Here is a 23682-nt window from a genome sequence, read left to right as displayed (position 1 = left end):
TGCGGGGAGAAGGAAAGCAACAATCCCTAGCGCGCCAGCAACGGCAGCGCCTGCGCCGCCGTCGCGCACCACACATGATCCGCGTCCGCAGACAGCGCGGTCAGCTCGGGATTGATCTCCACCACGACCGCGCCATGGCGGCGTGCGAGCGCGGGGAGACCTGCCGCGGGATATACCAGCCCCGACGTGCCCACCACCAGCATCAGCGAGCAACGCGTCGCCGCGTCCACCGCCGTTGTCCAGGCATCCTCGGGCAGCGCCTCGCCGAACCACACCACGCCCGGGCGGATGCGATCACCGCAGGCGACGCAACGCATCGGCTCGACACGCTGCGCATCGTCCATGTACTCGTCGAGCGGGCCCTCGTGCGCGCGCCCGCAGGCGAAGCAGCGCAACGCGAACAGGTTGCCGTGCACATGCGCGTCGACCGTGCTGCCACCGCGCTCGTGCAGGTCGTCCACATTCTGGGTGACCAGCCAAAGCGGCACGCGGCGCGTCAGCTGCGCGAGCGCACGATGGCCGGCATTCGGCTGCGCCTCGCGGACCCGGTGCATCCGCCAGCGGTACCAGCCCCAGACCAGCGCAGGATCCTCGCGCCACGCGCCGGCCGTCGCCAACCGCATCGGATCGAACCGCGACCACAGGCTGTCGTGGGTCCCGCGGAAGGTGGGGATGCCGCTCTCGGCCGACATGCCGGCGCCGGTCAGCACGCAGACGTGGCCGCCGCCGTCGATCGTCCGATGCAGCACGTCGTCGATCGCGGCGGGCACGGCGCGCATGTGCTCAGGCCTTGTGCGGCGTGGCCAGGTACTCGGCGCTCTGCATCTCGATCAGGCGCGAAGCAGTGCGCTCGAACGCGCCCTGCAGGCGCGTGCCGGTGTACAACGCCGTCGGCGTTTCCGCCGCAGTACAGACCAGGTTGACGTGGCGGTCGTAGAGCTCGTCGACCAGGTTGACGAAGCGGCGCGCGGCATCTTCATTCAGCGCATCGAAGCGCGGGATGTCGCCGAGCAGCAGGGTGTTGAACTCGTGCGCGATCTCGATGTAGTCCGTGGTGCCGCGCGGACCTTCGCACAGCGCGCCGAAATCGAACCACGCGATGCTCTTGCCGCGCCCACGCACCGGGATCTTGCGGCTGTCGATTTCGATGTTGCCGCCGTGCGCCGCGTCGCCGCCGCTCAGTTCGCGCCAGCGCATCGCCAGCCAGTCGTCGGCCGCGCCGTCCAGCGGCGTGCGGTACACCGGCGAACGGGTCAGCGCGCGCAGGCGGTAGTCTTCCTGCCCGTCCGAGCGCAGGACCACGCAGTGCTGCTGCAGCAGGTCGATGGCGGGCAGGAACCCGGCACGCTGCAGCCCGTCCCGGTACAGGTTCTCCGGCGCGGTGTTGGACGTGGTCACCAGCGAGATGCCCTCGGCGAACATGCGCTCCAGCAATCGCGCCAGCAGCATCGCGTCGCCGATGTCGGTGACGAAGAACTCGTCCAGCACCAGCACGCGCAGCTTGCCGCGCACCTCGCGCACGATCCTCGCCAGCGGGTCGCTTTCACCCGCGTGCAGGCGCAGGCGTTCGTGCACGCCGCGCATGAAGCGGTGGAAGTGGGTGCGGTACTTGCCCCCGCCTTCGCCATGCGCCTTGTTCTGCGAGACCGAATAGGTGGGCAGCGGCAGGTTGTCGTAGAACAGGTCCACCAGGAACGTCTTGCCGCGACCGACTTCGCCCCAGTAGTACAGCCCCTTGACGGTTTCCGGTGGCTTGCCGAACAGCCTGCCGAACAGGCCGGGCGATGCGGGCTCCGCCAGCAACGCCGCATGGATGCGGTCGAGCTCGGCCAGCGCGGGATGTTGCGCCGGATCGTCCTGCCATTGGCCTTCCGCGGCGCCGCGCGCGTAGACCTGCGACGGCGTGGATGCCGCCCCCCGTGCGTCGTCCCCCATCACGCCGGCACGTAGGCTTTCATGGCGTGCTTGATGGCGCCGCGCAGGTCCATCAGCTTGCGGTGGAAGAAGTGGCTGGTTTCCGGCATGCGGATCAGTTCCGGCGGCTGCTTCAGCGAATCGATCCAGTCGTACACCGCCTGCGGTTCGACGATCTCGTCCTCCTCGCCCTGGATCACCAGCCACGGGCAGGCCGGCGGCGTGATCGCCTGGAAATCCCAGCGCCCGGCGGGCGGTGCGATCGACACCAGCGCATCGGGCTGCAGTGCGTCGGTGGCGCGCAGCGATACATAGGCGCCGAAGCTGAAACCGGCCAGCCACAGTTGCGTGCCGGGCCGCTGTTCGCGTATCCACTGCACCACGGCGCGCAGGTCGTCGACCTCGCCATCGCCCTGGTCGAACAATCCGGCGGACGCCCCGGTGCCGCGGAAGTTGAACCGCACCGTCACCGCGCCGAGCTCGCGCAGGCTGCGTGCCGCCATCACCACGACCTTGTTGTGCATCGTGCCGCCCTCGGTGGGCAGCGGATGGCAGATCACGGCGGTGACCGGCTTCACCGGTTCGCCGTCTTCGGGCCAGTCGACGTGGGCTTCCAGGGGGCCCTCGGGGCCTGCCAGCGTGATCGGGCCGGACGCGGTGGGGAATGCAGGGGCGTTCATGCCGCCATGATAAGCCCAGAGCCATGCAGGGCCGCGGCCGGTGCGCCGGCACGGCGCGGCGGGATCAGCCGGGCGCGGTGCGCGGATCGTGCAGGCGGGCCATGGCGACCATCAGGGTGGCGTGGATCTCGTCCAGATCCGGATTCGAATACGCCCACCCGTCGCCGTGCGCATCCTCCAGGGTGCCCGCCCCGTCGTCCCACGAGGTAACCGCGAGGGGATCGTGCTGCTGGATCCACCACAGGTTGCCGGAAGGATCCTGGAAGCGCGCCAGCGTGTCGCCGAAGAACGGCGTGGGTCGCGTCACCACGTGCGCGCCGCATTGCACGGCGTGCACCAGGGTCGCGGCCGCATCCGCCACGTAGACACGCGTCAGCGCCGGCGTGAACGGCCAGCCCGGCTTGCGGTCGGCGAGGGTCAGCAGCGAGTCGCCGATGCGCAGTTCGGCGTGCAGGACCAGGCCGTCGGCATCCAGCGTGCGCGCTTCGGGGACCTCTACCGCGCCGAAGACCTCGACAAGAAACGCGATCAGGTCGCTGGCGCGATCGGTGATCAGGAACGGGTTGACCGTGTTGGAACCGGCAGGAACCGGGATCGTGCGTGCCATGGGCGTGCTTCCATCCGGGAGGGAAGCGTGATGGTTGCCCGCATCGCGGTCAGGCGCGGCCCGCGGCGATGCGGCGCCTGCGGAATGCGCGAGTATCGACGAAAGGCGCAGGCGCACCCGTAAGCGCCTGTGCGATCCTGCCATCCCCACGCAATGCTCCGATGTCCATGGCATTCGATGCCTTCGCCCTGATCCTCACCATGCTGGCGCTCGGCATGGTGTTCGCGCGCCTGCGCGTGTTCCCCGACAACGCGGCGGACGTGCTCAACCGCGTGGTGTTGTACGTCTGCCTGCCCGCCGCCGTGCTGACGTACGTGCCACGCCTGCACGTGGACGCCTCGCTGCTGGGCGTGATCGCCACGCCGTGGGTGCTGACCGTCGCCACCGTGGCGCTGGTCGCGCTGGCCACGCGCATTTTCAGGTTCCGCCGCGACGAGCATGCCGTGCTGCTGCTCTGTGTGGCGCTGTGCAACAGCAGTTTCATCGGCTATCCGATGGTGCGCGCGCTGCTGGGCGAGCACGCGCTGCCCTACGCGGTGGTCTACGACCAGTTCGGCACCTTCGTCCTTCTGTCCACCTTCGGCCTGTATGTGCTGGCGCGCTACGGCGGCGATGCGCCCCCGACCGCGCGCGAGATCGGCCTGCGCATCGTGAAGTTCCCCCCGGTATGGGCGCTGCTGTTCGGGCTGACGCTGATGCCGGAGCAGCCGCCGGCCTGGATCGCGTCCGCATTGCAGAAGCTCGCCGACGCCCTGCTGCCGCTGGTGATGCTGGCGGTGGGCCTGACCATCCAGCTGAAGCTGCCGCGCGACGAGGTGAAGCCGCTCGCGGTCGGCCTGCTGCTGCGGCTCATCGTCATGCCGGCCCTCGCGCTGCCGTTGTCGCTCGCCTTCGGCATGACCGGCGAGATGCTGCAGGCCAACGTGCTGGAATCGGCCATGCCCACCATGATCACGGCGGCAGCGCTCGCGATTTCGCACCAGCTGGCCCCGCGCCTGGCCGCCGCACTGGTGGGTTACGGCATCCTGCTGTCGCTGGCGACGCTGCCGATGTGGGCGTGGGTGGTGGGGCGGTTGGCCTGAGCAGGCAGACACCGGCATCCGCCTTCGCATCGCGTTGACCCGGCCGATGGAAGCATCGGCGCAGGAGGATCACGCCATGTTCGATGGATGGGAAGCGCAGGCGGCGGTGGTCGCGCGCATCGCGTTCGCCATGCTGCTGGGCGGTGTCATCGGCTTGGAGCGCGAGATGAAGGACCGGCCGGCCGGCTTCCGCACCCACACACTGGTGGCCGGTGCGGCGGCCATGCTCACCGGCATGGGCGACATGATGCTGGCGCAGGCGCAGCACGACCATGACGGTCGCGTGCAGATCGATCCCTTCCGGCTGGTGGAAGCGGTGATCGCCGGTGTCGCCTTCATCGGTGCCGGCACCATGATCGCGCACCGCGGCCGCGTGGTCGCCGGCATCACCACGGCCGCCTCGCTACTGATGGTGGCGGTGATCGGCGTGGCAGTCGGCTTCGGTCACGGCTGGCTGGCCCTGCTCGCCACGCTGCTGACGTTCGGCGTGTTGTCGCTGCTCGCGTGGCTGGAGCGTCGCGTGACACGGCGCGATGACGCGGGCTAGCGGTCAGGTATCGCGAAGCCCGCGGGACACCGCGATGGCGATCATCACGCGATCAGTCGCCGCGTGGTATTGCGACGGTGCCCGGTATCGCGGGCGCTTTCCGACCACGTCTCGGCCATGATCCGGACCGCCTGCACCAGCTGCGCTTCCGGCTTGGCGTACGGAATCCGCAACCAGGTGTCGGCGCCACCTTCCACGCTGAAGACGGGGCCCGGCGCCAGATAGACGCCCTTGCGCTCCACATCGGCGGCCAGCTGCGTGGCGCTGCCGTGCGGCATCCTCACCCATAGCGTCAGGCCGCCGTCGGGCAGGCGGAAACACCACGCGGGCAGGTGCTCATGCAGTGCCTGCGCCAGCGCGTCGCGCCGTTGCCGCAACTGCGTGCGCCGGGTGGCGAGTGCGCCGTCCGCCTCCAGCATTTCCGCGACCACCAACTGGTCGAACAGGGAACTGCCCAGGTCCATCTGCACGCGCGCGGCGATGATGCGGTCGACCGCCGGCCGTGGTGCGCGGATCCAGCCCACGCGCAGGCCACCCCAGCACAGCTTCGATGCACTGCCGATGGTGAAGGCATCCGTCGCGTGCGCGGCGAAGGGCGCGGGCATGGGATCGTCCGACAGGCAGGTCGATTGCAGCGTCTCGTCGATGATCGCGGTCGTCCGTGTCGCCTGCAGCGCGGCGGCGTAGCGGGCGCGCTGGCCGTCGCGCATCAGGAAGCCGGTGGGGTTCTGGAAATCCGGAATCAGATAGGCCGCGCGTGGCGATGTCTGCCTGAGCGTGGCCTCGATGGCCGCCAGGTCCCAGCCTTCGTCGCCGAGCGGATCGGCCATCGGTGCGCTCACCAGGCGACCACCGCCCAGACGCAGCGCTTCGATCGCGTTCGAGTACACCGGCGACTCGATCATGATGCGGTCGCCGGGTCGCGACAGTGCGCGCGCGATGATGGCGATGGCCGACAGCGCCCCCGAGGTGATCACGATCTGCTCAGGCGCGGTGGGCAGTCCCCGCCGCACGTACGATGCCGCGATGAGCGCGCGCAGCGCCGGCAGGCCCGAGGGCAGGTAGCCGTCGCTGGCCAGGTAGGCCGGCAGTGCGGCCATGGCGCGCTCGTAGGCCGCGGCGACGCCGGGCGTGGCCGCACCGGCGGCGCAGTTGAGATCGATCACGCCTTCCGTCGACGCCGCAGTGCCGAGGGCGTGCAGGGCATGGTCGTGCGCGCGCCGGCGATCGAGCGGCACGGCCGCATACGTGCCGGCCCCTTGGCGGGCGGTGGCGAACCCGGCCGCGACCAGGTCCGCGTAGGCCCGGGTGACGGTGTTGCGGGACACCCCCAGCACCTGGGTGACGGCGCGCTCGCTGGGCAGGCGGGTACCGAGCGGGATGCGGCCATCGCCGATCAGTTCCTCCAGCGCCTTGCGCAGGCCCCGGTAGGCCGGGGTGCGCGGGAAATCACCCACGAGGGTGGCGAGGTGGCCGGGTGCCAGGGATCTGTCCATGGAGCCACTATCGCAGAATTGGCTCTATCAGAAAGAGCCAATCGGAACGATGGTGGCCCCATGAAACCACTCACCTCTCCCGTCGGACTCGCCAATCTCGGACCGCTCGCGCAACTGAAGGCCGGCCGCCTGCCCGAACGCCTGCTGCGGCTGGGCGTGGGCCTGTGGCTGTACGGCCTGGCCATCGCGCTGATGATCGAAGGGGCCGTCGGCGCCTCGCCCTGGGATGTCTTCCACCTGGGTGTATCGCAGCACGTGCCGCTGTCCTTCGGCATGGTCATGGTGGTCACCGCCGTCGCCGTGTTGCTGGCCTGGATTCCCCTGCGCCAGATGCCCGGCCTGGGGACGGTGGCCAACACGCTGCTGCTGGGTCCGTTCGCGGACCTCAACCTCGCCCTGCTCGGTACGCCGGAGGGCCTGCCGCTGCGCTGCGCCTACCTGCTGGCCGGCGTGGTGGCCTGCGCCCTCGCCACCGCGATGTACATCGGTGCCCAGCTGGGACCGGGTCCGCGCGACGGATTGATGACGGGACTCGCGCGCCGTACCGGCTGGTCGATCCGCAGCATCCGCACGCTGATCGAAGTCACCGTGTTGATCATCGGCGTGCTGCTCGGTGGCATCGTCGGTGTCGGCACCGTGCTGTTCGCGTTCGGCGTGGGCCCGCTGACCCAGTACTTCCTGCGCTATCTGGTGGTGCCGCTGGATGCGCCGAAGGCGGTCGCGCTCGGCGAGCAAACACCATGACCTCCGCCGTGCTGCGCTACAGCGCTTTCACCACCGATCCTCAGGGCGGCAATCCCGCCGGCGTGGTGCTGGACGCGCGTGGCCTCGACGGCGACGCGATGCAGCGCATCGCCACCGAGGTGGGCTATTCGGAAACCGCGTTCCTTCTGCCGCGCGCGGATGGGGATCTCGATGTGCGCTACTTCAGTCCGCTGGCCGAAGTGAGCTTCTGCGGGCACGCCACCATCGCGGCGATGGTCGCGCATGCACGCGAACACGGTCCTGGCGATGCTGTGCTGCACACGCAGGCCGGACCCGTGCGGGTGACGGTCGATGCCGGTTTCGTCGCCACGCTGACCAGCGTCGCGCCCCGCGTCGACACGCTGCACGCGGCCGACCTGGACGCGCTGCTCGCGGCACTCGGCTGGCGCCACGACGAACTCGATCCCGCGCTGCCGCCCGGGCTGGCGTATGCGGGCGCATGGCATCCGGTGATCGCCGCCGCATCGCGCGCGCGCCTGGCCGACCTGCATTACGACTTCGATGCCCTCGCCGCGTTGATGACCGCACGCGGCTGGACCACCATCAACCTGGTGTGGCGCGAGAACGCGCACACGCTGCACGCGCGCAATCCCTTCCCGCCGGGCGGCGTGGTGGAAGATCCGGCCACGGGCGCCGCGGCGGCCGCGCTGGGTGCGTATCTGGCGTCACAGGACCGGTTGCCCGACGACCGCGGGTTCACCATCCATCAGGGGCATGATCTCGGGCGGCCGAGTGTGTTGCGGGTGGAAGTGCCGGTGGATGTGCGAGACGGGGTGCGGGTGAGTGGGACGGCGGTGGAGATTGTGGTGGGGGATTGAGTTGACCGTCGCCGCCCGGGCTGGGGGTGATGACCCACGGCGGAGCATGGCCGCGGCCTTTGCGTGCCCTATGTCCCGGCAGTACTCCTAGATCCTGTGCGGTAATAGGTCGTCTGCCTTGACGTGTAGTGGGCAGGGCGTGACCATCTGCGGTATTCCTCCTAGTGAAGGGGTCTACTAGGTGTTGAGCCTCAGAACAACCACTCATGTCAAAGCCAGAAATCTACTGTCCCGCTTGCTCTTGGCGACCCGGCGGGGGTGACCTTTGGATGTGTACCCGCAATGACTGCGGTACCGAGTGGAACACTTTCTGGACACGCGGCGTGTGTCCGGGTTGTGCCTATCAATGGCGCAATACGCAATGTCTGTGGTGCGACGAGTTCTCTCCACATGAGAGCTGGTATCACTACCCGGACCCTGAGAGTGGTGAGGCAACAAAGCAGTTGCACTCAACTAGATCCTGACAAATCACTCAAGCCGAACCTACTTGGCGGGTCGGCTTAATTCTCGTTCTAGCGTGCTGGAGGGGTCATGGGCATCCGTTACACACAGGCCGTCTTCTTCGTCTCGTTGCTTGGCGCGTCCGGAGCAAGCTACGCGACGGAGTTGCTCTGCAAAGGCCGCGGCTGGCTAAAAGTCGGTGACGGCTTTGATGCTACTGCTCTTGTAAAGCTTGACCAGAAAACCTTGCGGGCCTCATTGAACCTATGGGTCGGGACCGCCAAAGGGGTGCTTACTGCGGACGAGAAAATCTACAAGGGGATGCTCACTCTCGAGAGTGGCGAGCAGATTTGGATCAATCTAGACCGCTACACGGGCGAGCTGCTTGTCGCACCGCCAACGACAGAGCAAAACAAGCCGGTTCTTTTTAATGGAGTTTGCGAGGCTGCGAAGCCCAAGTTCTGAGGCTGCGCCCCCTTACGATTAGCTCAGGCCGCCGCCGTTACCCGGCACGGCGATCTAGACGGTGACCACCCATGGAAGCTTCAGTGCTCGTCGAACATCTTGACCGCTATATTGCTGAGCTTCAGCAAATATTGTCTCGCTTCAAGAAGGGCGATAACTTCATTCACATCGCTGACGATGATCAGGCGCGACTGCAGCAGATTGTTCTGGAATTGCGTGATCTCTTTGACGATGCGATTGGGCATAACACGTATGGTCCAATGCTTGTAGAAGCATTCAATGAAGGGGTCAGCAACATCTACGAATCATCCTCGTATGCATCTGTAGAGCGCATGATTAGCACAGCGTCCGCTGCTCGCACCCGAGCTATAAACAACCCCTCGATCATGCGGGCGTCAGTCGCCCACCAAGCAACGCTCGGGACGCCTCTCGAGCTCCCCGAGAAAGTTACGCTCAAATGGCTTTTCAACCATGTTTCGTACCATTTTTGGCTGGCGCTTTTTTCAATTGCAGTAGCCAGCTTTGTTGCAGGTGTGACCACCGCCAGTAAGTTTCCCTTTATCCGGCAGTGGTTCGGCACGGGCGCAGGATAGCGAGTAGGAGGGGTCGGGCCGCAGGCGATACCCATCACCTTCGTTCCCATTCACGGGAAGGCATGTTGGAAGAACTCAATGCTGGATACCTTTCCGCGCTGGGCCTTCCAGATTGCACGTGATGGGTATCGCCTGCGGCTCAACCCATCCTACGAATCCGTTGACTCAGTCGTGCCGCAGCGCCGCGATGGGGTCCAGCTGCGCGGCCTGTCTTGCGGGGTACACGCCGAAGCCCAGGCCGACCACCGCGCAGAAACCCGCCGACATCAGGATCGGCACCGGGGCCCACGCAACCTGCCAGTCGGCGAACGTGGCGATCAGGTAGGCCAGCACGCCGCCGAACACCAGGCCCAGCAACGCCCCGGCGATGCAGATGACCGTGGCCTCGCGCAGGAACTGCGCGATCACGTCGCGCCTGCGCGCGCCCAACGCGCGCAGCAGGCCGATCTCGCGACGCCGTTCCAGCACATTGGCCAGCATGATGTTCATGATGCCGATGCCGCCCACCAGCAGGCTGACACCGGCGATCGCGCCCATCACCACCTGGAAGATGCGCTGCGTCTGCTGATGCTGCTGGAACAGCTGCTGCGGCACGATCAGCTGATAGTCCGCCATGCCGGCGTGGCGCTGGTCCAGCACCGCCGACAGCACGCCCGCGCCGGCTGCCAGCCGCTGCGGATCGTCCAGGCGCAGCAGGAAGCGGTCCACTTCGTCTTCCTGCGGCTGGAAGCGGAAGCGTGCGCGCGCGCTCGCCAGTGGCACGTAGATGCGGTTGCTCTCCGAGCCCAGTTGCACGCCCTCGAAATCGTCCTGGCCCAGGTCGCGGTCGGTCAGTACGCCGATCACCTCCAGCCAGACGTGGTTGACCTTCACAAGCCCGCCCACGGCACCGCCTTTCGGAAACAGGCTGGTGGCCGCCTGGTGGCCCAGCACCGCGACGGGCGCCAGTGCGGCTTCGTCGTCGGCGGTGAACGCGCGGCCCTGCGCGATCTTCAGCGACGACAGGTCGAACCAGTTCGCGCTCACACCGCTGGCCTGCGCGTCGCTGCGGCCGGTGTCGCTGAAGACCGTATGCGTGCGTACCTGCTTCTCGGCGGCATGGCGTTCTGCACCGGGCACCACGCTCAGCGCGGCGTCCGCATCGGCGACGGTCAGGCCGACGCTGCGCTCGCGCGTCTCCTTCAGCGTGTCCTCGTCCTGGGGCTTGGCCTCGGCGATCAGGTTGTGCAGGCCCAGGCCTTCGACCAGGCGCAACGCTTCGCGCCGGCTGCCTTCGCCCACCGCCTGCATCGCCACGATGGCGCCCACGCCGAAGATCATGCCCAGCAGCGTGAGCAGCGTACGCAGGCGCCGCCGCCACAGTTCTTCCACCGCTTCACGCCAGACGGTGGGCAGGCGGTTGAGCAGTCCGGTCATGCGTTCTTCCCCTCGGCATCGCCGGTGGCGGCATCGTCACTGGCGTCGTCGGTCTTGTCCTGTTCCTTGTCGCCGTCGCCGGGTGCAGGCACTTCGATCTGCGACAGGCGCACCTGGTCGCCGGGCTTCAATCCCGACAGCACCTGCGAACGCGCGGTACCGCGCACGCCGAGTTTCACTTCGCGCGCCACGTAGTCGTTGCCCTGCTTCACCTGCACCCAATGGCGGTCGTCGCGTTGTTCGATGGCCACGTTCGGTACCGCCATCGCGTCCTTCGCCTCCAGCAGCACCACGGCGGCGGCGAAACGCTGGCCGGGGATCAGGCGGTACTTCTCCACCGCCGAGGACGGAATCGGTGCGCGCATCGACAGGAACTTCACCGGGCTTTCGCGATTGCGCACCTTGGCCGCGCTGGCCACCCACGAGAGCTTGCTGTCGATGCGCTGGTCGGGCCGGCCCAGCGGATGCAGCACCACCGCATCGCCCGCCTGCACGCCCTGCGCCTCGATCTGCGGCAGGTCGATCTCCACTTCCATCGCCGAGGTATCCGGCAGGCTGCCGAACTCGAAGCCCGCGCGCAGGTTCGCACCCACCATCGGCTTGTCGCCGGACCAGTTGGCGGCGAGCAGCAGCACGCCGTCGTTGGGCGCGCGCAGTTCCAGCGCATCCAGGTCGCCCTTGCGGGTCTGCGCATTCATGTCGAAGGTGGCGCGCTGCGCGTCCAGCACGGCCAGTTCCGCGCCGCCGCGCACGTCCGACTGGTCGCGCTGCCATTGCAGCACGCCCTGCCGTACCTGCAGGTATTCCTTGTCCTCGATGGCATCCAGCACCTGGTTGCGCGCCACGGTGCTCAGGTCGGCTTCGGCGTAGCGCTGCGCGATGCCCAGCTGCACGGCCACCTGCGACAGGTCCACTTCCACGCGGCCCTGGGTGGCGTCCAGTCCGCTCTCCTTCGCCGCGCGCGCCAGCGCATTGCGCTGCAGGTCGATCATCGCCTGCGCCAGCTGCTGCTCGCCTTCGGGCGAGATGAAGCGCGCCAGCAGGTCGCCCTTCTTCACCAGGCTGCCTTCCGGCACCATCCATTCCACCTGGCGCGCGGACCAGTTCTTGCCGGGCACGATCAGCGGCGTGGGCTTGGCCGAACGCAGTTCGCCTTCGCCCCGCACGCTGAGGGTCAGCGCGCCCCGCGCCACGGTCTCGCTGGCAACGGGCACTTTCGGCGCACCGCAGGCCGTCACCGCCAGGGCGCATGCCAGCACGGACGCGACGCGCGTGATCGGCATCATTTCGCTCCTCCCCCGATGTCGGGCACGGTCAATTCCACGCGCACCGCCTGGCCGGGACGCAGCTTCGCCTTCGCGTCGTCCAGCCGGATCTCCAGGTCGAGTACCGGCACCGGCTGCACCTGTGATTTGCTGCGCACGGCGCGCCCGATGCCGGCCACCTTGCCGTGGTGCACGCTGCCGCCACCGCCCTCCACCACGATGCGCGCGGGCACGCCCACCTTCACCCGTTGCAGGTCGCGCTCGGGCAGCTGCGCGCGCACCGCCAGCGTGGCCGGGTCCGGAATCTCGGCCACGGTCTGGCCACGCCAGACCTGCGAGCCCACGTCGAACTTCTCGCCGTTCCAGTTGCTCTTGTGCATGATCACGCCGTCGCGCGGCGCGGGCAGGTTGAGCGCCGCGATGGAGGCTTGCAGACGGTTCACGTCGGCCTGTGCCTGCTGCAGCTCGGCGTTGACCAGGCGCAGTTCCTGCCGCCGCTGTTCGGCGGCGGCGCGTTCGGCCACCTGCGTCAGTGCGGCGCGGCGTTCGGTGCGCCTGCGTTCCTCCACCAGCTTGTCGTACTCCAGCGCGGCGATAAGTTCGCGCGGTTGTTCGGTCTTGCGGCCGGCCTTGTCGCGCTCGGCGGCCGCTTCGGCGGTGGCCAGGCGTTGGCTGCGCTCGCGTTCGGCCACGTCCAGGGTCAGGTTCTCCAGCTCGCGCTTCTTTTCCTGCAGCAGGCTCTGCTTCTCGCTGAGCTGGCGCACCAGGTCGTTTGTGTCGAAGGCGACCACGATCTCGCCCTTCTTCACCGTGCTGCCGTCCGGCGCCAGCTGGGTGAGGTTGAACTGCCACAGGCGATCGACGGCCGGCGGCACCAGCTGCGAACTGCGCTGCGCGTACACCTCGCCGTCCACGCGCAGGGTGGCGGCGTGCGCGGCCGGCAGCGTGGCCGCCAGCGCGACCATCCACGGCAGCATGCGTGCCCGGTTCATCGCGTGGCCTCCTTGCCCGTCGCGGCGGCGGGCCGTGCGATCACGCGCACGCTCATGCCCGGCATCAGCGACAGCGTCTGCGCATCCAGCGTGATGTCGAGGGTGAAGTAGCGGCCTTCGCCCCATTCCGGTCGCCGGTCCGGCGCACCTGAAATGAACGCGATGCGCCCCGGCACCTTGCGGCCGGGCACGGCGTCGAACGTCAGCTCGACGGACTGGCCCACCACCAGCCCGCGCCGGTCCGGTTCCAGTGCCCAGGCGCGCACGTTCATGCGTCCGCTGCTGACCACTTCACCGGCCTTGCTGCCGGGCATGGTCGAGGAGCCTTCATCGATCCGTCCGCCGATCCAGTTGTTGTTGAATCCGTGCACCACGATGCCGTCGCGGTCGGCGACGACTTCCGAGGTGCGGACCAGCGAGGCGTGGTAGTCGCGCTGCAGCACCAGCTTCTCGATCTGCAGGCGGCCGTCCTCGACGCGCCGCTGCACGGCGGTGCGCGCGGCATCCAGCTCCTTGCGCTTCAGCGCCACTTCGCGCGTGGTGCGGTCCAGTTCGCCCTGGTGGCGGTCGTAGTCCAGGCCGGAGATCAGGTCGCGCGGAATGGTGGCGTCCAGCTTCGCAGTGGCGAGCTCGGCTTCGGCATCCACCAGGGCCATTTCCGCTTCCAGCGCCTTCACCTGCAGCTCGGCGACTTCCTTGGCGTCCTTGGCCTGGCCCTGTTCGATCTGGGCCTCCAGGTCGGGGATGCGGCTGGCGGACTGGCCGGGATCGATGCGCAGCACCACGTCGCCCTTCTTCACCCGCTCGCCTTCGGGCACGTAGTAGCGGATCACCACCGGCGAGCTGTTGGATTGCGGGGTGAGGATCTGCTGCGCGTCCACCGCACGCACTTCGCCGGTCAGCACCACGGCGTGCGCGGGCGCGGTGGCGGCAAGGGCCAGCGCGACCCACAGCGTCTTACTGGAGCGCGTCATGTTCCACCTTGCCGTCGCGCAGCTTCACCTGGCGCGGGGCGCGCGCGGCGATGTCGTTGTCGTGGGTCACCAGCACCACGGTCTGGCCGCCGGCATGCACTTCATCCAGCAGCGCCAGCACGTCGGCGGCGCTCTTCGAATCCAGGTTGCCGGTGGGCTCGTCGGCCAGCAGCAAGGCCGGCTGCAGCAGCAGCGCGCGCGCTATGGCGGCGCGCTGCATCTGTCCGCCGGACAGTTCGCTGGGGCGATGGTCGCGCCGTTCGCCCAGGCCCACGCGGTCCAGCAGCGCCAGGGCGCGGTCGTGCGTGCCCGGCGGCGGCTGGCGGTGGAAGCGCAGCGGCAGCATCACGTTCTCCAGCACGCTCAGCCGCGGCAGCAGGTGGAAGCTCTGGAACACGAAGCCGATGCGCCGGTTGCGCAGGTCGCTGCTGGCCTCGTCGTCGAAGGTGGCCACGTCGCGGCCTTCGAACAGGTAGTGGCCGGCGTTGGGATGGTCCAGGCAGCCGAGGATGTTCAGCAGGCTGGACTTGCCCGAACCCGAGGGCCCGGTGATGGCGACGAATTCGCCCTGACCGATGCGCAGGTCCACCCCTGCCAGCGCCTTCACCGTCTGCCCGCTCATGGCGTAGTGGCGCTGCACGCCCTGCAACTCGATCATCACGTCCCCTTCGTTCCCTCGTCTGTGTCGACCATCGCGGCCCGCCAAGGTTCCCGGCGCGTGGGCGGGGAAGGCGACGACGGTCGTGCGTCCTGTCGGGTGAGGCGCGAGCATCCCAGATGCCTGCGCGAGGTTGCAACCGCAGCAGGCCGCAGACCTTTTGCAGACCACCAGCCAATGAACACGGCCGGTCAGGCGCGACACCCGGCATGCCGCGTCCGCGACGCGATGCGCAGGGTGGAGGGCACATAGCAGGTGGCGCTACGACATCCCGGCCCGCTGCCACGCGACTTCGACCACGAAGGCTGCAATCGGCGTAGAGCTGCCTCAAGGTGGTAGGCAGGCGGGAAGGCATGGATACGGTCAGGCGGAAGTTGGCAGCGCAGTCTTCAGGGCCGTCGCAACGTGGGTGGCGGCCAGGGCGAACGATCCTGTCGCAGCCGATCCATGATCCGTTGTTCCTCGCCCTCCGCCCAGTTATCGCCCCATCACTGGGGCAATAACGAACAGGCGCGTCGTGGGCATGACGCTTGGCCAACGACATGCCGTCGGTAGCCACCGAATCCCGTTCCATGGCAACGCCCAGCGCGCCTTGACGCGATGGAAGTAGGTCATGAATATCCAGGTCATGCCCCGTTTGTGGGGTCTACTAGGCGTTAGGGCGCACAGGTGAGTATGTCGGGCGTGCAACAAGAAGCTGATCCAAGAACTCGCTTCTTCAACGAATCTGGCGACTGCATTCCGCCGTTCACGGATCCATCGTGGCGTGGATGCTGCCTAAATCGCGATCGCTTCGACGCGACAATGATGCCTCGTTTCTTGTTCGAGGCGCTCATGGCGGCAACGGGCTCCAAAGAAATAGGGGTCACCTTCTATACGCCGGAGCAATCTCCCGCCGTAGGTGTCGCACCCGATTGGGCAGCCTTCCGTGCTGTAACCTGCCGTCCCGCCAACCAGTCACTAGAGCACGTTCTCTCGGACCGATCAGGCAAGTGGGCTGTACTGTGCGAGCTAGATGTAGTCGTGTTGGGCGCTTCGCCAGAGATTGCAGCGCGCATCAATAATGAGCTTGCGCAACACGGCACTAGTCTCAAGCAGATGACTGTCTGGGACTATCCAGATACGCTCTCCACGGATCCACAGTACTCGTACATGCGGGCGGTCCTCGGCCTGGAGTCCGCGGGTGCGCCCTAACAATTCATTCAAGCCGACGCCGCTTCGCGGCGCGGTTTAATTCAGGTGTTAGACCTTATGAGACATTTCACAGAAGCCAAACATGTAACGCTCGCAGTTGTTGGCGCAGCGTTGATTTCATGGGGAGTCATTGCAATCCCTCGTTGGCCACAAACCCTCAGCCTCCTGTTGGACGGCATGTTTTTCCTTTCCCTAGTGTCCATGCTCCTTGCTTTGGCTCTAGTTTGGCTTATGTACTCAAAGCGCATAGCTGCGACAGATCATAAAAAGGCACTTTTCTCTGCGCTACTGATATTCCTCTCCGTATCAACATATGCCGGACTCGAAGCGGTAGCAAAGAACACCGAGTTCTGGAAAGAGGGACTTGCCAACGAGCACGGCACTGCAATTATCTTTCTATCGCTCTTCGTGCTGTACGGAAAAAACCTGGTAGCACTCGGAATTGGTGCCATTGGCGCTGGCGTTCTCGCAAATCAGATCAAGTAAGGTCTAGCAAATCATTCAAGCCGACGCCGCTTCGCCTCGCAGCTCATCGGAAGACATAAGACGTCAGGGGAGAAAAGGTGAAATTCGCAGCATTTGGAGTAGCACTAAGCGCATTGCTCGTCGCGTGTGGGGCCGGAGGAGAGGCTGTGAGTAAAGAGCAGGCCGTGATCGTCCACTTTGACTACGGATCAACCGACCTGAAGCCGCTTTTCGCGCTAGAAGCGCAGCTGGAAGAAGTACTGGAGAAGACCGGAGCGGGAGAGTTTGACGGAAACGAAGTGGCGACAGATGACAGCGATGCTTATCTGTATCTCTACGGCCCGGATGCCGATGCCCTCCTTGAGGCCGTCCGCCCGACGCTTCTGGCAGCGGACTTCATGAAGCGTGCAACGGCAACGAAGGTCTATGGCGAACTGGGTTCGGATGTACGCCGTGAAGAAGTGCAGCTTGTCCCCTAACCGTTCGCACAAGCCGATGCTCCTTCGCGACACGGATTAACTCAGGCGTCATCACCCCACGACAATGGATTGGCCAGTGTCGCCCGGATATGCAACGCGCACCGGGGTCTTCCGGGCGCTACGCTTGTCCCTCCCGTGCACCGGGCCAAGTAGAGCGCTTTCACTGTCCCCGCGCTTGCCACGGCTTAGGAGCGTATGACGCAACGTAGACGACATCAGGAGGACGAGATGTATATCGACGGATTCGTGGCGGCCGTACCGGCAGCCAACCTGGAGGCTTATCGGAAGATGGCGGTCGAGGCCGCTGCGATCTACCGTGAACACGGTGCGCTCAATGTCGTCGAGTGCTGGGGCGATGACGTGCCAGAGGGCGAAGTGACCTCGTTCCACTCGGCCATCAACCGGAAGCCGGATGAAGTGGTGGTCTTTGCGTGGATCTCGTGGCCCTCGAAAGAGGCGCGCGACGAGGGAAACAGCAAGGTCATGGCCGACCCGAGGATGGAGCGCGGCGATGAAGCCCCGCCCTTCGACGCACGGCGCATGATCTACGGGGGCTTCAACGTCATCGTGGATGCCTGAGGGGCCGTGGCCCGCATGCAAGTGGGTTGAGCAGCGGGCGGCTAAGGGAAACCATCATCAGCACGGGCGCGGTCGGTGCGGTCATCGGAGCACTTCCTGCACTGAGTCTGGTCGCATCTCGCTCGGAGTACGCTCATCCAGCAGCGCAGGTGAGGCCGCTCGTTCTCCTGGCGATGGACGTAGGGCTTGTCTTCCTTGGCTCCATCGCCTTCTGCATTGTCGTATTCGGCTTGTTGCCCATGGCGTTGCAATACGCTTTTGTCTGGTGTGTTCGGCGCTGGACGGGCCATACCTGACGATTCATTCAAAGGAACGGATCGACGGGTATCGCCTGCGGCTCAACCGATCCTGCGGTCCTGCTGCCGACCATCCTGTGGCGCTGGATCAGCGCGACGGTTTGCGCTTGCTCAGGCGTCGCTGGTTGGCCACGGTGATGCGGCGGTAGGGCTTCATGCCGGCGGTTGCCATGTTGACCACGGCGTCCTCAGGGGATGGCAGGGGCTTCGCCGTGAATGCCCATGGCATCCAGAACGCCAGCGCGGCCTGCGTTGCCCTGGTGTTCAACGTCACCGCGTAGCCGGCCATGGCGCGCCAGGATTCCCAGGCGGCTGCGACCTTCTCGTTCGACATCAGCGCGAACTCGCGCCGGTCGCGGGCCGACGGGTTGGGGCCGGCCGTCGCCAGCCGCGCCATTCGGTGCGAGATGACGAACGGTGCCGCGGTGCCGAGTTCCACCAGTTGCGTGCCCAGGGCACGTGCAGCGCTGCGATGGCGGGTCATGGCGGTCTCCGTGGGAACGGCATGATGCGATGGCGCGCGTATGCAGCCAGTGAATGCAGTGGCCGGGCGCGGGGCGTGCGCTCTTGCCACCCGTGCCGCTCCCGCCACGGAACAGGCCGTCAGTCGGCGGGGACGGTGCGCTCGCGCGCCCAGTCGCGCAGCGCCTGCACCTGTTCGGCCATCATCACCGAGAGCGGGCGGGTGCTGCGGATCTCGTGCATCACCAGATCGGTGTCGAGCGGCTTCTGTTCGGCATGCGCGGCGTACAGCGCGGAGACGATGGCCTGTTCCAGCTCCGCGCCGGAGAAGCCGTTCGCCGCGGCGGCGAGTGCGGGCAGGTTGAAGACTTCCGGATCCAGCTGGCGGCGGGCCAGGTGCACGCGCAGCACCTCGACGCGCGCCTCGGGCGAGGGCAGGTCGACGAAGAAGATCTCGTCGAAGCGGCCCTTGCGCAGCAGTTCCGGCGGCAGGTCCTGTACCTGGTTCGCCGTGGCCACGAGGAAGACTTGGGCGCTGCCGGCACCGGCCTTGCGTTCCGCCATCCACGTGAGCAGGTAGCCGAGCACGCGACGCGAGACGCCGCCGTCCTCGTCGCCGCCGCTGGCCAGTCCCTTCTCGATCTCGTCGATCCACAGCACGCAGGGCGCCAGCTGTTCGGCCGAGCCCAGCGCGGCGCGCAGGTTCTTCTCGGTTTCACCGTGGTACTTGTCGTACAGCGTGCCGAAGTCCAGCCGCAGCAGCGGCACGCCGAAACCGGCGGCGGTGGCCTTGGCCAGCATCGACTTGCCGCAGCCCTGCACGCCGAGCAGCAGTACGCCCTTGGGCAGGTCCAGCCCGGGCGGCGGGTTGCCGGAGACGAACACCGCGCGGCGCTGCTCGATCCAGCGCTTCAGGCGGCTGGCGCCGGCGACCTCGGCGAACTTCGCGGTGTCGTATTCGTAGTGCAGATGGCCGCTGCGGTTGAGCAGCTCGAACTTGAGCTTGTTCAGCGCGGGCAGGTCGCTGGCGGTCAGCGCGCCGTCGGCGAAGATCAGCTGCCGCGCGATGCGGCGCGCATCCACCAGGCTCAGGCCCTGCAGGTTGCGCACGATCTGCCTGACCGCCTCGCCATCGGCTTCCACGCGGCGCCCGCCGTGCTCGCGGGCGTAGTGGTCGGCTTCCTCGCGCACCATCTTCAGCAGGGCGTTGCCGTCGGGCAGGCGCGGGTTGAAGCGCACGGCCAGCGCTTCCAGTTCGGCCGGCAGTTCGATCTTCGCACCCACCAGCACCACCACGTGCGGCAGGCTGTGGCGGCGCTGCATGATGTCGCGCAGCTGGCGCTGGCTGCTGGCGTAGCCCAGGTAGGGATGGAAATCGAGCAGCAGGTAGATGCCGCGCTGGTCGGCCTGCTTGATCGCCTGGAGGGCGGCGCTGGCGTCGGGCGGGCCGACGGCGTCGTCTTCGCGGTCCATGTCGAGCCGGCGCAGGCCTTCGGTGATGCTCCAGCGGTGCAGCGCCCGCCACACCTGGCCCAGGGCCTGCCGGAACAGGTCGACCACACGGGCTTCGTCCTGGGTCTCGATGACGATCAGCGGGGTGTTGGCGCGGATCAGCGCGGTCAGGTCCTGCAGCTCGTTCATGGGGCATCCGGTCCGTGGGGACGGGCACGATAGCAAGCGCGCACGGGAACGGGGAGCCGACCGGCCCGCGACAACGGGTCGCGCTTCGCCGCGCCGGTTCCCGCTTAACTTGCCCCGGTGTACCCTCCGGGTTCTCCAGCAACGAGGTGCGCGCATGAAGACGATTCTGGTCGCCAGCTCCAAGGGCGGCGCGGGCAAGACCACCCTGGCGACCAATCTGGCCGCACATTTCGCACTGGACGGCAAGCGCACGGTCCTCGTGGATGCCGATCCGCAGCATTCCTCCACCCGCTGGGCCGAGCGCCGGGCGGAGCTGGAAACCGCCGTACTGCCGATCGATGGCAGTGGCAAGCGCGCCTGGCGCGCCTGGCTGCCGGAAGACGCGGAGCGGGTGGTGATCGATGCACCCGCCGGCGCGATGGCCGACGACCTGGGCGGCTTCCTGGAGCACGCCGATGCGGTGGTGGTGCCGGTGCTGCCGTCGGCGCTGGACATCGAGGCGACGGTGGGCTTCCTGAACACCATGGCCAAGGTGCCGCGCGTGCACAAGCGCAAGCTGCCGGTGGGCCTGGTGGTCAACCGCAGCAAGCCGTGGACGAATGCGTCGCAGCAGGCGGTCGAAATGCTGAAGACCTGGCCGTACCCCGTGATCACCCAGTTGCGCGATACCCAGGCCTATGTCGTGATGGCCGGCCTGGGCCGCAGCCTGTTCGACTACCGCTCGGCCCAGGTGCGCGATCACCAGGCCGACTGGGAACCGTTGTTGAAATGGATCAAGAAGGCCTGATCAGGCCGAACCCGAAGGAGTCGTTGTCCCATGCGTGAACTGATCCTGTTGCGTCATGCCCATGCCGAACCCGCGACCACCGGGCAGTCGGACCTGGATCGTCCCCTGTCGCCACAAGGCCTGGCCGAAGCCGAGGCCGCCGCGCGCTGGTTGCAGGACAAGGGCCTGGTGCCGGATCGGGTGCTGTGCTCGCCCGCACGCCGGGCCCGCGAAACGCTGGAGGCGGTGCTGGGTGCCGTCGGGTACGTGGAGCAGCGGCTGGAGGAGCGCATCTACGAAGCCACGCCGGGCACGCTGGCCGACCTGGCCGACCAGCACCGTGAAGCCGAGCGCCTGCTGATGGTGGGCCACAACCCCGGCTTCGAGCAGCTGGCTGCACTGATGTACTCCGGCGTGACCAGCGAATACCGCGGCATGCCGCCGGCCGGCGTGGTGGTGCTGACGCTGCCGGTGGACACCGCGATCGAGCCGGGAGTGGCGCAGCTTTCCGCTTTCTGGTGGCCATGACACAGGCAGTCCCGGGGATCATGCGGCTGGCCGCGCTGGGGCTGGGCGCGTTGCTGGCAACGCCTGCCCTGGCCGATGGACGCAACGATTTCGACCCCTCGCACACGCGCCTGGGGTTCGAACTGCGCACGCGCTGGGGGCAGGTGCTGGATGGCGTGTTCCAGCGTTACGAGGGCTCGGTGGAACACCTGCCCGATGGCCGCCAGCAGGTCCGCCTGCGCATGTACACGCGCGAGGTGGAGATCGCCGGGCATCCGCGCTACAGCGAGTGGGCGCGCAGCGAGAAGTTCTTCGATGCCGACCGTTACCCGGTGGTGACGTTCACCTCCAAGCCGTATGACCCGATGCTGCTGTACGACGGCGGCAAACTGGAGGGCGACCTGAGCATCAAGGGCATCAACCGGCCGCGCAGCCTGGACGTGGCACCGGCCACCTGTTCGCATCCCGCGGTGGGTTGCGATGTGGTGGCGACGGGCGCGGTGCGCCGCAGCGATTACGACATGGACGACTGGATGCTGGCGGTCAGTGACCGCGTGGTGTTCGTACTGCGTGCGCGCATCCGGAGTGCGAAGACACCGTGAACCGCCGTTTCCCCGCCTTGGCCGCGCGGTGCGCGGTGCTGTGTGTCGCGCTGCTGGGCAGCGCCTGCGCCAGCCTGTCCGACCGCCAGCGTGAGCGTGCTGCCGGCATCGCCGCAGGCGCGCGTTCTTCGGTGGTCGAATGCACGCAGGCCGATGCCTGCGCGCTGTCGTCGCCGCTCTACGACCTGGCCGGACAGGCGCGCGCCGCGTCCACGCCGGAAGCACCGCGCCACTACGCGGTGATCCTGGACCAGGGCTCCGATGCATTGCTGGCACGCCTGAACCTGATCCGCAGCGCGCGCACGCGCATCGACCTGCAGACCTATATCTTCGACAAGGACGACAGCGCGCGGCTGGTGCTGGATGAACTGCTGGCGGCGGCACGGCGCGGGGTGAAGGTGCGGGTGCTGATCGACCAGTTGTCCGCCATCGCCGACCTGGAGATTCTCGCGGCGCTGTCCGGCGCGCACGAGAACTTCGCCATCCGCATCTACAACCCCAGCTTCGGCAAGGCCAAGCTGAACTACTTCGACTATGCGGGCAGCGTGCTGTGCTGCTTCCGCCGCTTCAACCAGCGCATGCACACCAAGCTGCTGCTGGTGGACGACCGCATCGGCATCAGCGGCGGACGCAATTACCAGGACGACTATTTCGACTGGGACGCGGAATACAACTTCCGCGACCGCGACGTGCTGGTGGCCGGCCCGGAAGCGGCCGCGATGGCGGACAACTTCCAGGCGTTCTGGGAGGCACGGCGCAGCGTGCCGGCGGAACGCCTGAACGATGTCGGCCGCACGCTGCTCGACGAAGGCGTGCCGGCGATGCCGGTGCCGCGCTATCTGCGCCCGGAGCGCGTGCAGGCCGCGAGCGGCCAGGCGAGCGACCCGGAGGTCATGCGGACGCGTTTCGTGGAGGTGGCCTTTCCGGTCGGTGCGGTGCGCTACATCGCCGACCTGCCGCAGAAGCACCGCCGCGAGCGCCGCGACGACGATGCGCCCGCCGCGCCGGAACTGGAAGCGCTGATCCGCAGCGCGCAGTCGGAAGTGCTGCTGCAGACGCCGTACCTGGTGATGTCGAAGCAGGCGCAGGCGATGTTCCGCGAAATGCGCGAACGCCAGCCACCGCCGCGCGTGCTGGTGTCGACCAACAGCCTGGCCGCGACCGACAACCCGGTCGTCTATTCGATGTCGTTCAAGTACAAGCGCCGCTACCTGCGCGAGTTCGGTTTCCAGATCCACGAGTACAAGCCGTTTCCGGAAGACGCGCCGGTGGACTACGCCGCGCTGATGCCGGAAGGGCCGCCGCTGGCGACCTCCACAAGCGGTACCGGTGGCAGCGGCGGCAGCGGGCGCGTTCGCGGGCCGTCGGGATCCATCGGGCCGTCGGCCGGCTCCGAGGGCGAGACCACGCGTCGCCTGCAGCGTACCGAATCGCGGCCGTCGTTCCTGAGCAGCGGCGCCGGTTCCGAGCCGCTGCCGTTGAAGCGTGCCGGTGTGCGCATGGGCCTGCACGCGAAATCGATGGTCATCGACGGCGGCACGGCGGTGATCGGCACGCACAACTTCGATCCGCGCTCGGAGAACTACAACACCGAGGCGGCGGTGGTGATCCAGGACCCTGCCTTCGCGCAGGCGCTGGCCGACAGCATCCGCCGCGACATGTCGCCGCGCAACGCGTGGGTGATCGCGCCGCGCGCCAAGCCGCCGGTGTTCTCCGGCCTGGACTACAGCCTGGGCAAGGTCTCCGAGTCCTTGCCGATCTTCGACGTCTGGCCGTGGCGGTATGCGACCAGCTACGAGTTCCAGCCCGGCCCCGATTGCCCGCTCCCGGTGGGGCCGAAGGACCCGGCGTTCCACCGGTGCTACGTGGCCGTGGGCGACTTCCCCGAGGTCAATGTCGGCCCGAAATGGCTGTACACGCGCGTGCTGACCGCGTTCGGTGCGGGGCTGGTGCCGATCCTGTAGGTCTGCAGGTCTGT

General features: G+C 67.4%; 25 protein-coding genes. 13 read left to right on the top strand and 12 right to left on the bottom strand.

The features are described 5' to 3' along the window. Nucleotides 1-26: 26 nt before the first annotated feature. The 4 genes from ACIPRS_RS14040 to ACIPRS_RS14025 form a co-directional block, all read right to left on the bottom strand. Nucleotides 27-779 (bottom strand): SIR2 family NAD-dependent protein deacylase, encoded by a 753-nt coding sequence (locus ACIPRS_RS14040; protein WP_446538965.1) that lies wholly within the window; start codon nucleotides 777-779, stop codon nucleotides 27-29. A gap of 4 nt (nucleotides 780-783) precedes the next feature. Further along, nucleotides 784-1935, bottom strand: coding sequence for a cell division protein ZapE (zapE, locus tag ACIPRS_RS14035; protein WP_446538964.1), 1152 nt, complete (start codon nucleotides 1933-1935; stop codon nucleotides 784-786). Beyond that, nucleotides 1935-2594, bottom strand: a complete 660-nt coding sequence (locus ACIPRS_RS14030; protein ID WP_446538963.1) for an alpha/beta hydrolase — start codon at nucleotides 2592-2594, stop codon at nucleotides 1935-1937. The genes zapE and ACIPRS_RS14030 overlap by 1 nt, the downstream gene beginning before the upstream one ends. Before the next feature lie 64 nt (nucleotides 2595-2658). Continuing rightward, nucleotides 2659-3201 carry a VOC family protein gene (locus ACIPRS_RS14025; protein ID WP_446538962.1) on the bottom strand — a complete coding sequence of 181 codons (543 nt, stop codon included), beginning with the start codon at nucleotides 3199-3201 and terminating at the stop codon, nucleotides 2659-2661. Between the two features lie 167 nt (nucleotides 3202-3368). Between ACIPRS_RS14025 and ACIPRS_RS14020 the strand changes: the two genes are divergently transcribed. Beyond that, entirely contained in the window at nucleotides 3369-4283 is a 915-nt protein-coding gene (locus tag ACIPRS_RS14020) for an AEC family transporter (RefSeq protein WP_446539108.1), read from the top strand. A gap of 76 nt (nucleotides 4284-4359) precedes the next feature. After that, entirely contained in the window at nucleotides 4360-4830 is a 471-nt protein-coding gene (locus tag ACIPRS_RS14015) for an MgtC/SapB family protein (protein ID WP_446538961.1), read from the top strand. 44 nt (nucleotides 4831-4874) lie between these two features. Here the strand turns inward: ACIPRS_RS14015 and yczR are convergent, their stop codons facing one another. Further along, nucleotides 4875-6326, bottom strand: a complete 1452-nt coding sequence (yczR, locus tag ACIPRS_RS14010; protein ID WP_446538960.1) for a MocR-like transcription factor YczR — start codon at nucleotides 6324-6326, stop codon at nucleotides 4875-4877. A gap of 60 nt (nucleotides 6327-6386) precedes the next feature. On the opposite strand from yczR, the gene yczE reads away from it, so the two are divergent. The 4 genes from yczE to ACIPRS_RS13990 all read left to right on the top strand — a co-directional run bounded on the left by yczE (nucleotide 6387) and on the right by ACIPRS_RS13990 (nucleotide 9408). Beyond that, on the top strand, nucleotides 6387-7070 hold the full coding sequence (gene yczE, locus ACIPRS_RS14005; RefSeq protein WP_337732910.1) for a membrane protein YczE: 684 nt from the start codon (nucleotides 6387-6389) through the stop codon (nucleotides 7068-7070). Further along, nucleotides 7067-7909 (top strand): PhzF family phenazine biosynthesis protein, encoded by an 843-nt coding sequence (locus ACIPRS_RS14000; protein WP_446538959.1) that lies wholly within the window; start codon nucleotides 7067-7069, stop codon nucleotides 7907-7909. Before yczE ends, ACIPRS_RS14000 begins: the two co-directional genes overlap by 4 nt. Nucleotides 7910-8440: 531 nt before the next feature. Continuing rightward, complete coding sequence (locus ACIPRS_RS13995; RefSeq protein ID WP_446538958.1) at nucleotides 8441-8815, top strand: hypothetical protein; 375 nt, start codon at nucleotides 8441-8443, stop codon at nucleotides 8813-8815. A 71-nt stretch (nucleotides 8816-8886) separates the two neighbouring features. Beyond that, on the top strand, nucleotides 8887-9408 hold the full coding sequence (locus tag ACIPRS_RS13990; RefSeq protein WP_446538957.1) for a hypothetical protein: 522 nt from the start codon (nucleotides 8887-8889) through the stop codon (nucleotides 9406-9408). A gap of 165 nt (nucleotides 9409-9573) precedes the next feature. Here the strand turns inward: ACIPRS_RS13990 and ACIPRS_RS13985 are convergent, their stop codons facing one another. Genes ACIPRS_RS13985 through ACIPRS_RS13965 form a run of 5 tightly spaced genes read right to left on the bottom strand, consistent with a single transcriptional unit; the run spans nucleotide 9574 to nucleotide 14713 of the window. Further along, entirely contained in the window at nucleotides 9574-10824 is a 1251-nt protein-coding gene (locus ACIPRS_RS13985) for an ABC transporter permease (RefSeq protein WP_446538956.1), read from the bottom strand. After that, entirely contained in the window at nucleotides 10821-12107 is a 1287-nt protein-coding gene (locus ACIPRS_RS13980; protein ID WP_446538955.1) for an efflux RND transporter periplasmic adaptor subunit, read from the bottom strand. The genes ACIPRS_RS13985 and ACIPRS_RS13980 overlap by 4 nt, the downstream gene beginning before the upstream one ends. Continuing rightward, entirely contained in the window at nucleotides 12107-13081 is a 975-nt protein-coding gene (locus ACIPRS_RS13975) for an HlyD family secretion protein (protein ID WP_337732914.1), read from the bottom strand. Before ACIPRS_RS13975 ends, ACIPRS_RS13980 begins: the two co-directional genes overlap by 1 nt. Further along, the gene (locus ACIPRS_RS13970; RefSeq protein WP_446538954.1) at nucleotides 13078-14055 is read right to left on the bottom strand and encodes an HlyD family secretion protein; all 978 of its coding nucleotides are present in this window, start codon (nucleotides 14053-14055) and stop codon (nucleotides 13078-13080) included. The genes ACIPRS_RS13975 and ACIPRS_RS13970 overlap by 4 nt, the downstream gene beginning before the upstream one ends. Further along, a complete protein-coding gene (locus tag ACIPRS_RS13965; RefSeq protein WP_337732929.1) occupies nucleotides 14039-14713 on the bottom strand; it encodes an ABC transporter ATP-binding protein in 675 nt (224 codons plus the stop codon). Before ACIPRS_RS13965 ends, ACIPRS_RS13970 begins: the two co-directional genes overlap by 17 nt. A 1251-nt stretch (nucleotides 14714-15964) precedes the next feature. Between ACIPRS_RS13965 and ACIPRS_RS13960 the strand changes: the two genes are divergently transcribed. The 3 genes from ACIPRS_RS13960 to ACIPRS_RS13950 all read left to right on the top strand — a co-directional run bounded on the left by ACIPRS_RS13960 (nucleotide 15965) and on the right by ACIPRS_RS13950 (nucleotide 17430). After that, entirely contained in the window at nucleotides 15965-16393 is a 429-nt protein-coding gene (locus ACIPRS_RS13960) for a hypothetical protein (RefSeq protein WP_446538953.1), read from the top strand. Between the two features lie 146 nt (nucleotides 16394-16539). After that, complete coding sequence (locus ACIPRS_RS13955; RefSeq protein ID WP_446538952.1) at nucleotides 16540-16851, top strand: hypothetical protein; 312 nt, start codon at nucleotides 16540-16542, stop codon at nucleotides 16849-16851. A 228-nt stretch (nucleotides 16852-17079) separates the two neighbouring features. Beyond that, nucleotides 17080-17430, top strand: coding sequence for a DUF1428 domain-containing protein (locus ACIPRS_RS13950; RefSeq protein WP_446538951.1), 351 nt, complete (start codon nucleotides 17080-17082; stop codon nucleotides 17428-17430). Nucleotides 17431-17814: 384 nt separating this feature from the next. Here ACIPRS_RS13950 and ACIPRS_RS13945 read toward each other — a convergent pair whose 3' ends face one another. Beyond that, nucleotides 17815-18210, bottom strand: coding sequence for a polyhydroxyalkanoate granule-associated phasin (locus ACIPRS_RS13945; RefSeq protein ID WP_446538950.1), 396 nt, complete (start codon nucleotides 18208-18210; stop codon nucleotides 17815-17817). A gap of 119 nt (nucleotides 18211-18329) precedes the next feature. After that, nucleotides 18330-19829, bottom strand: a complete 1500-nt coding sequence (locus ACIPRS_RS13940) for an AAA family ATPase (protein WP_337732520.1) — start codon at nucleotides 19827-19829, stop codon at nucleotides 18330-18332. 154 nt (nucleotides 19830-19983) lie between these two features. On the opposite strand from ACIPRS_RS13940, the gene ACIPRS_RS13935 reads away from it, so the two are divergent. From ACIPRS_RS13935 to ACIPRS_RS13920, 4 genes are read left to right on the top strand one after another with little or no spacing between them, the layout of a single operon-like run. Continuing rightward, a complete protein-coding gene (locus ACIPRS_RS13935; RefSeq protein ID WP_446538949.1) occupies nucleotides 19984-20616 on the top strand; it encodes a nucleotide-binding protein in 633 nt (210 codons plus the stop codon). 30 nt (nucleotides 20617-20646) lie between these two features. Continuing rightward, nucleotides 20647-21123: a SixA phosphatase family protein gene (locus ACIPRS_RS13930; RefSeq protein ID WP_192199678.1), complete on the top strand. Its 477-nt coding sequence runs from the start codon at nucleotides 20647-20649 to the stop codon at nucleotides 21121-21123. Next, nucleotides 21120-21704: a YceI family protein gene (locus tag ACIPRS_RS13925; protein WP_337732519.1), complete on the top strand. Its 585-nt coding sequence runs from the start codon at nucleotides 21120-21122 to the stop codon at nucleotides 21702-21704. The genes ACIPRS_RS13930 and ACIPRS_RS13925 overlap by 4 nt, the downstream gene beginning before the upstream one ends. Beyond that, on the top strand, nucleotides 21701-23668 hold the full coding sequence (locus tag ACIPRS_RS13920) for a phospholipase D family protein (protein WP_446538948.1): 1968 nt from the start codon (nucleotides 21701-21703) through the stop codon (nucleotides 23666-23668). Before ACIPRS_RS13925 ends, ACIPRS_RS13920 begins: the two co-directional genes overlap by 4 nt. The last annotated feature ends 14 nt before the right edge of the window (nucleotides 23669-23682 follow it).

Source organism: Pseudoxanthomonas sp. LARHCG66 (assembly GCF_052871755.1).
This window is presented reverse-complemented; position numbering and strand designations above follow the sequence as displayed.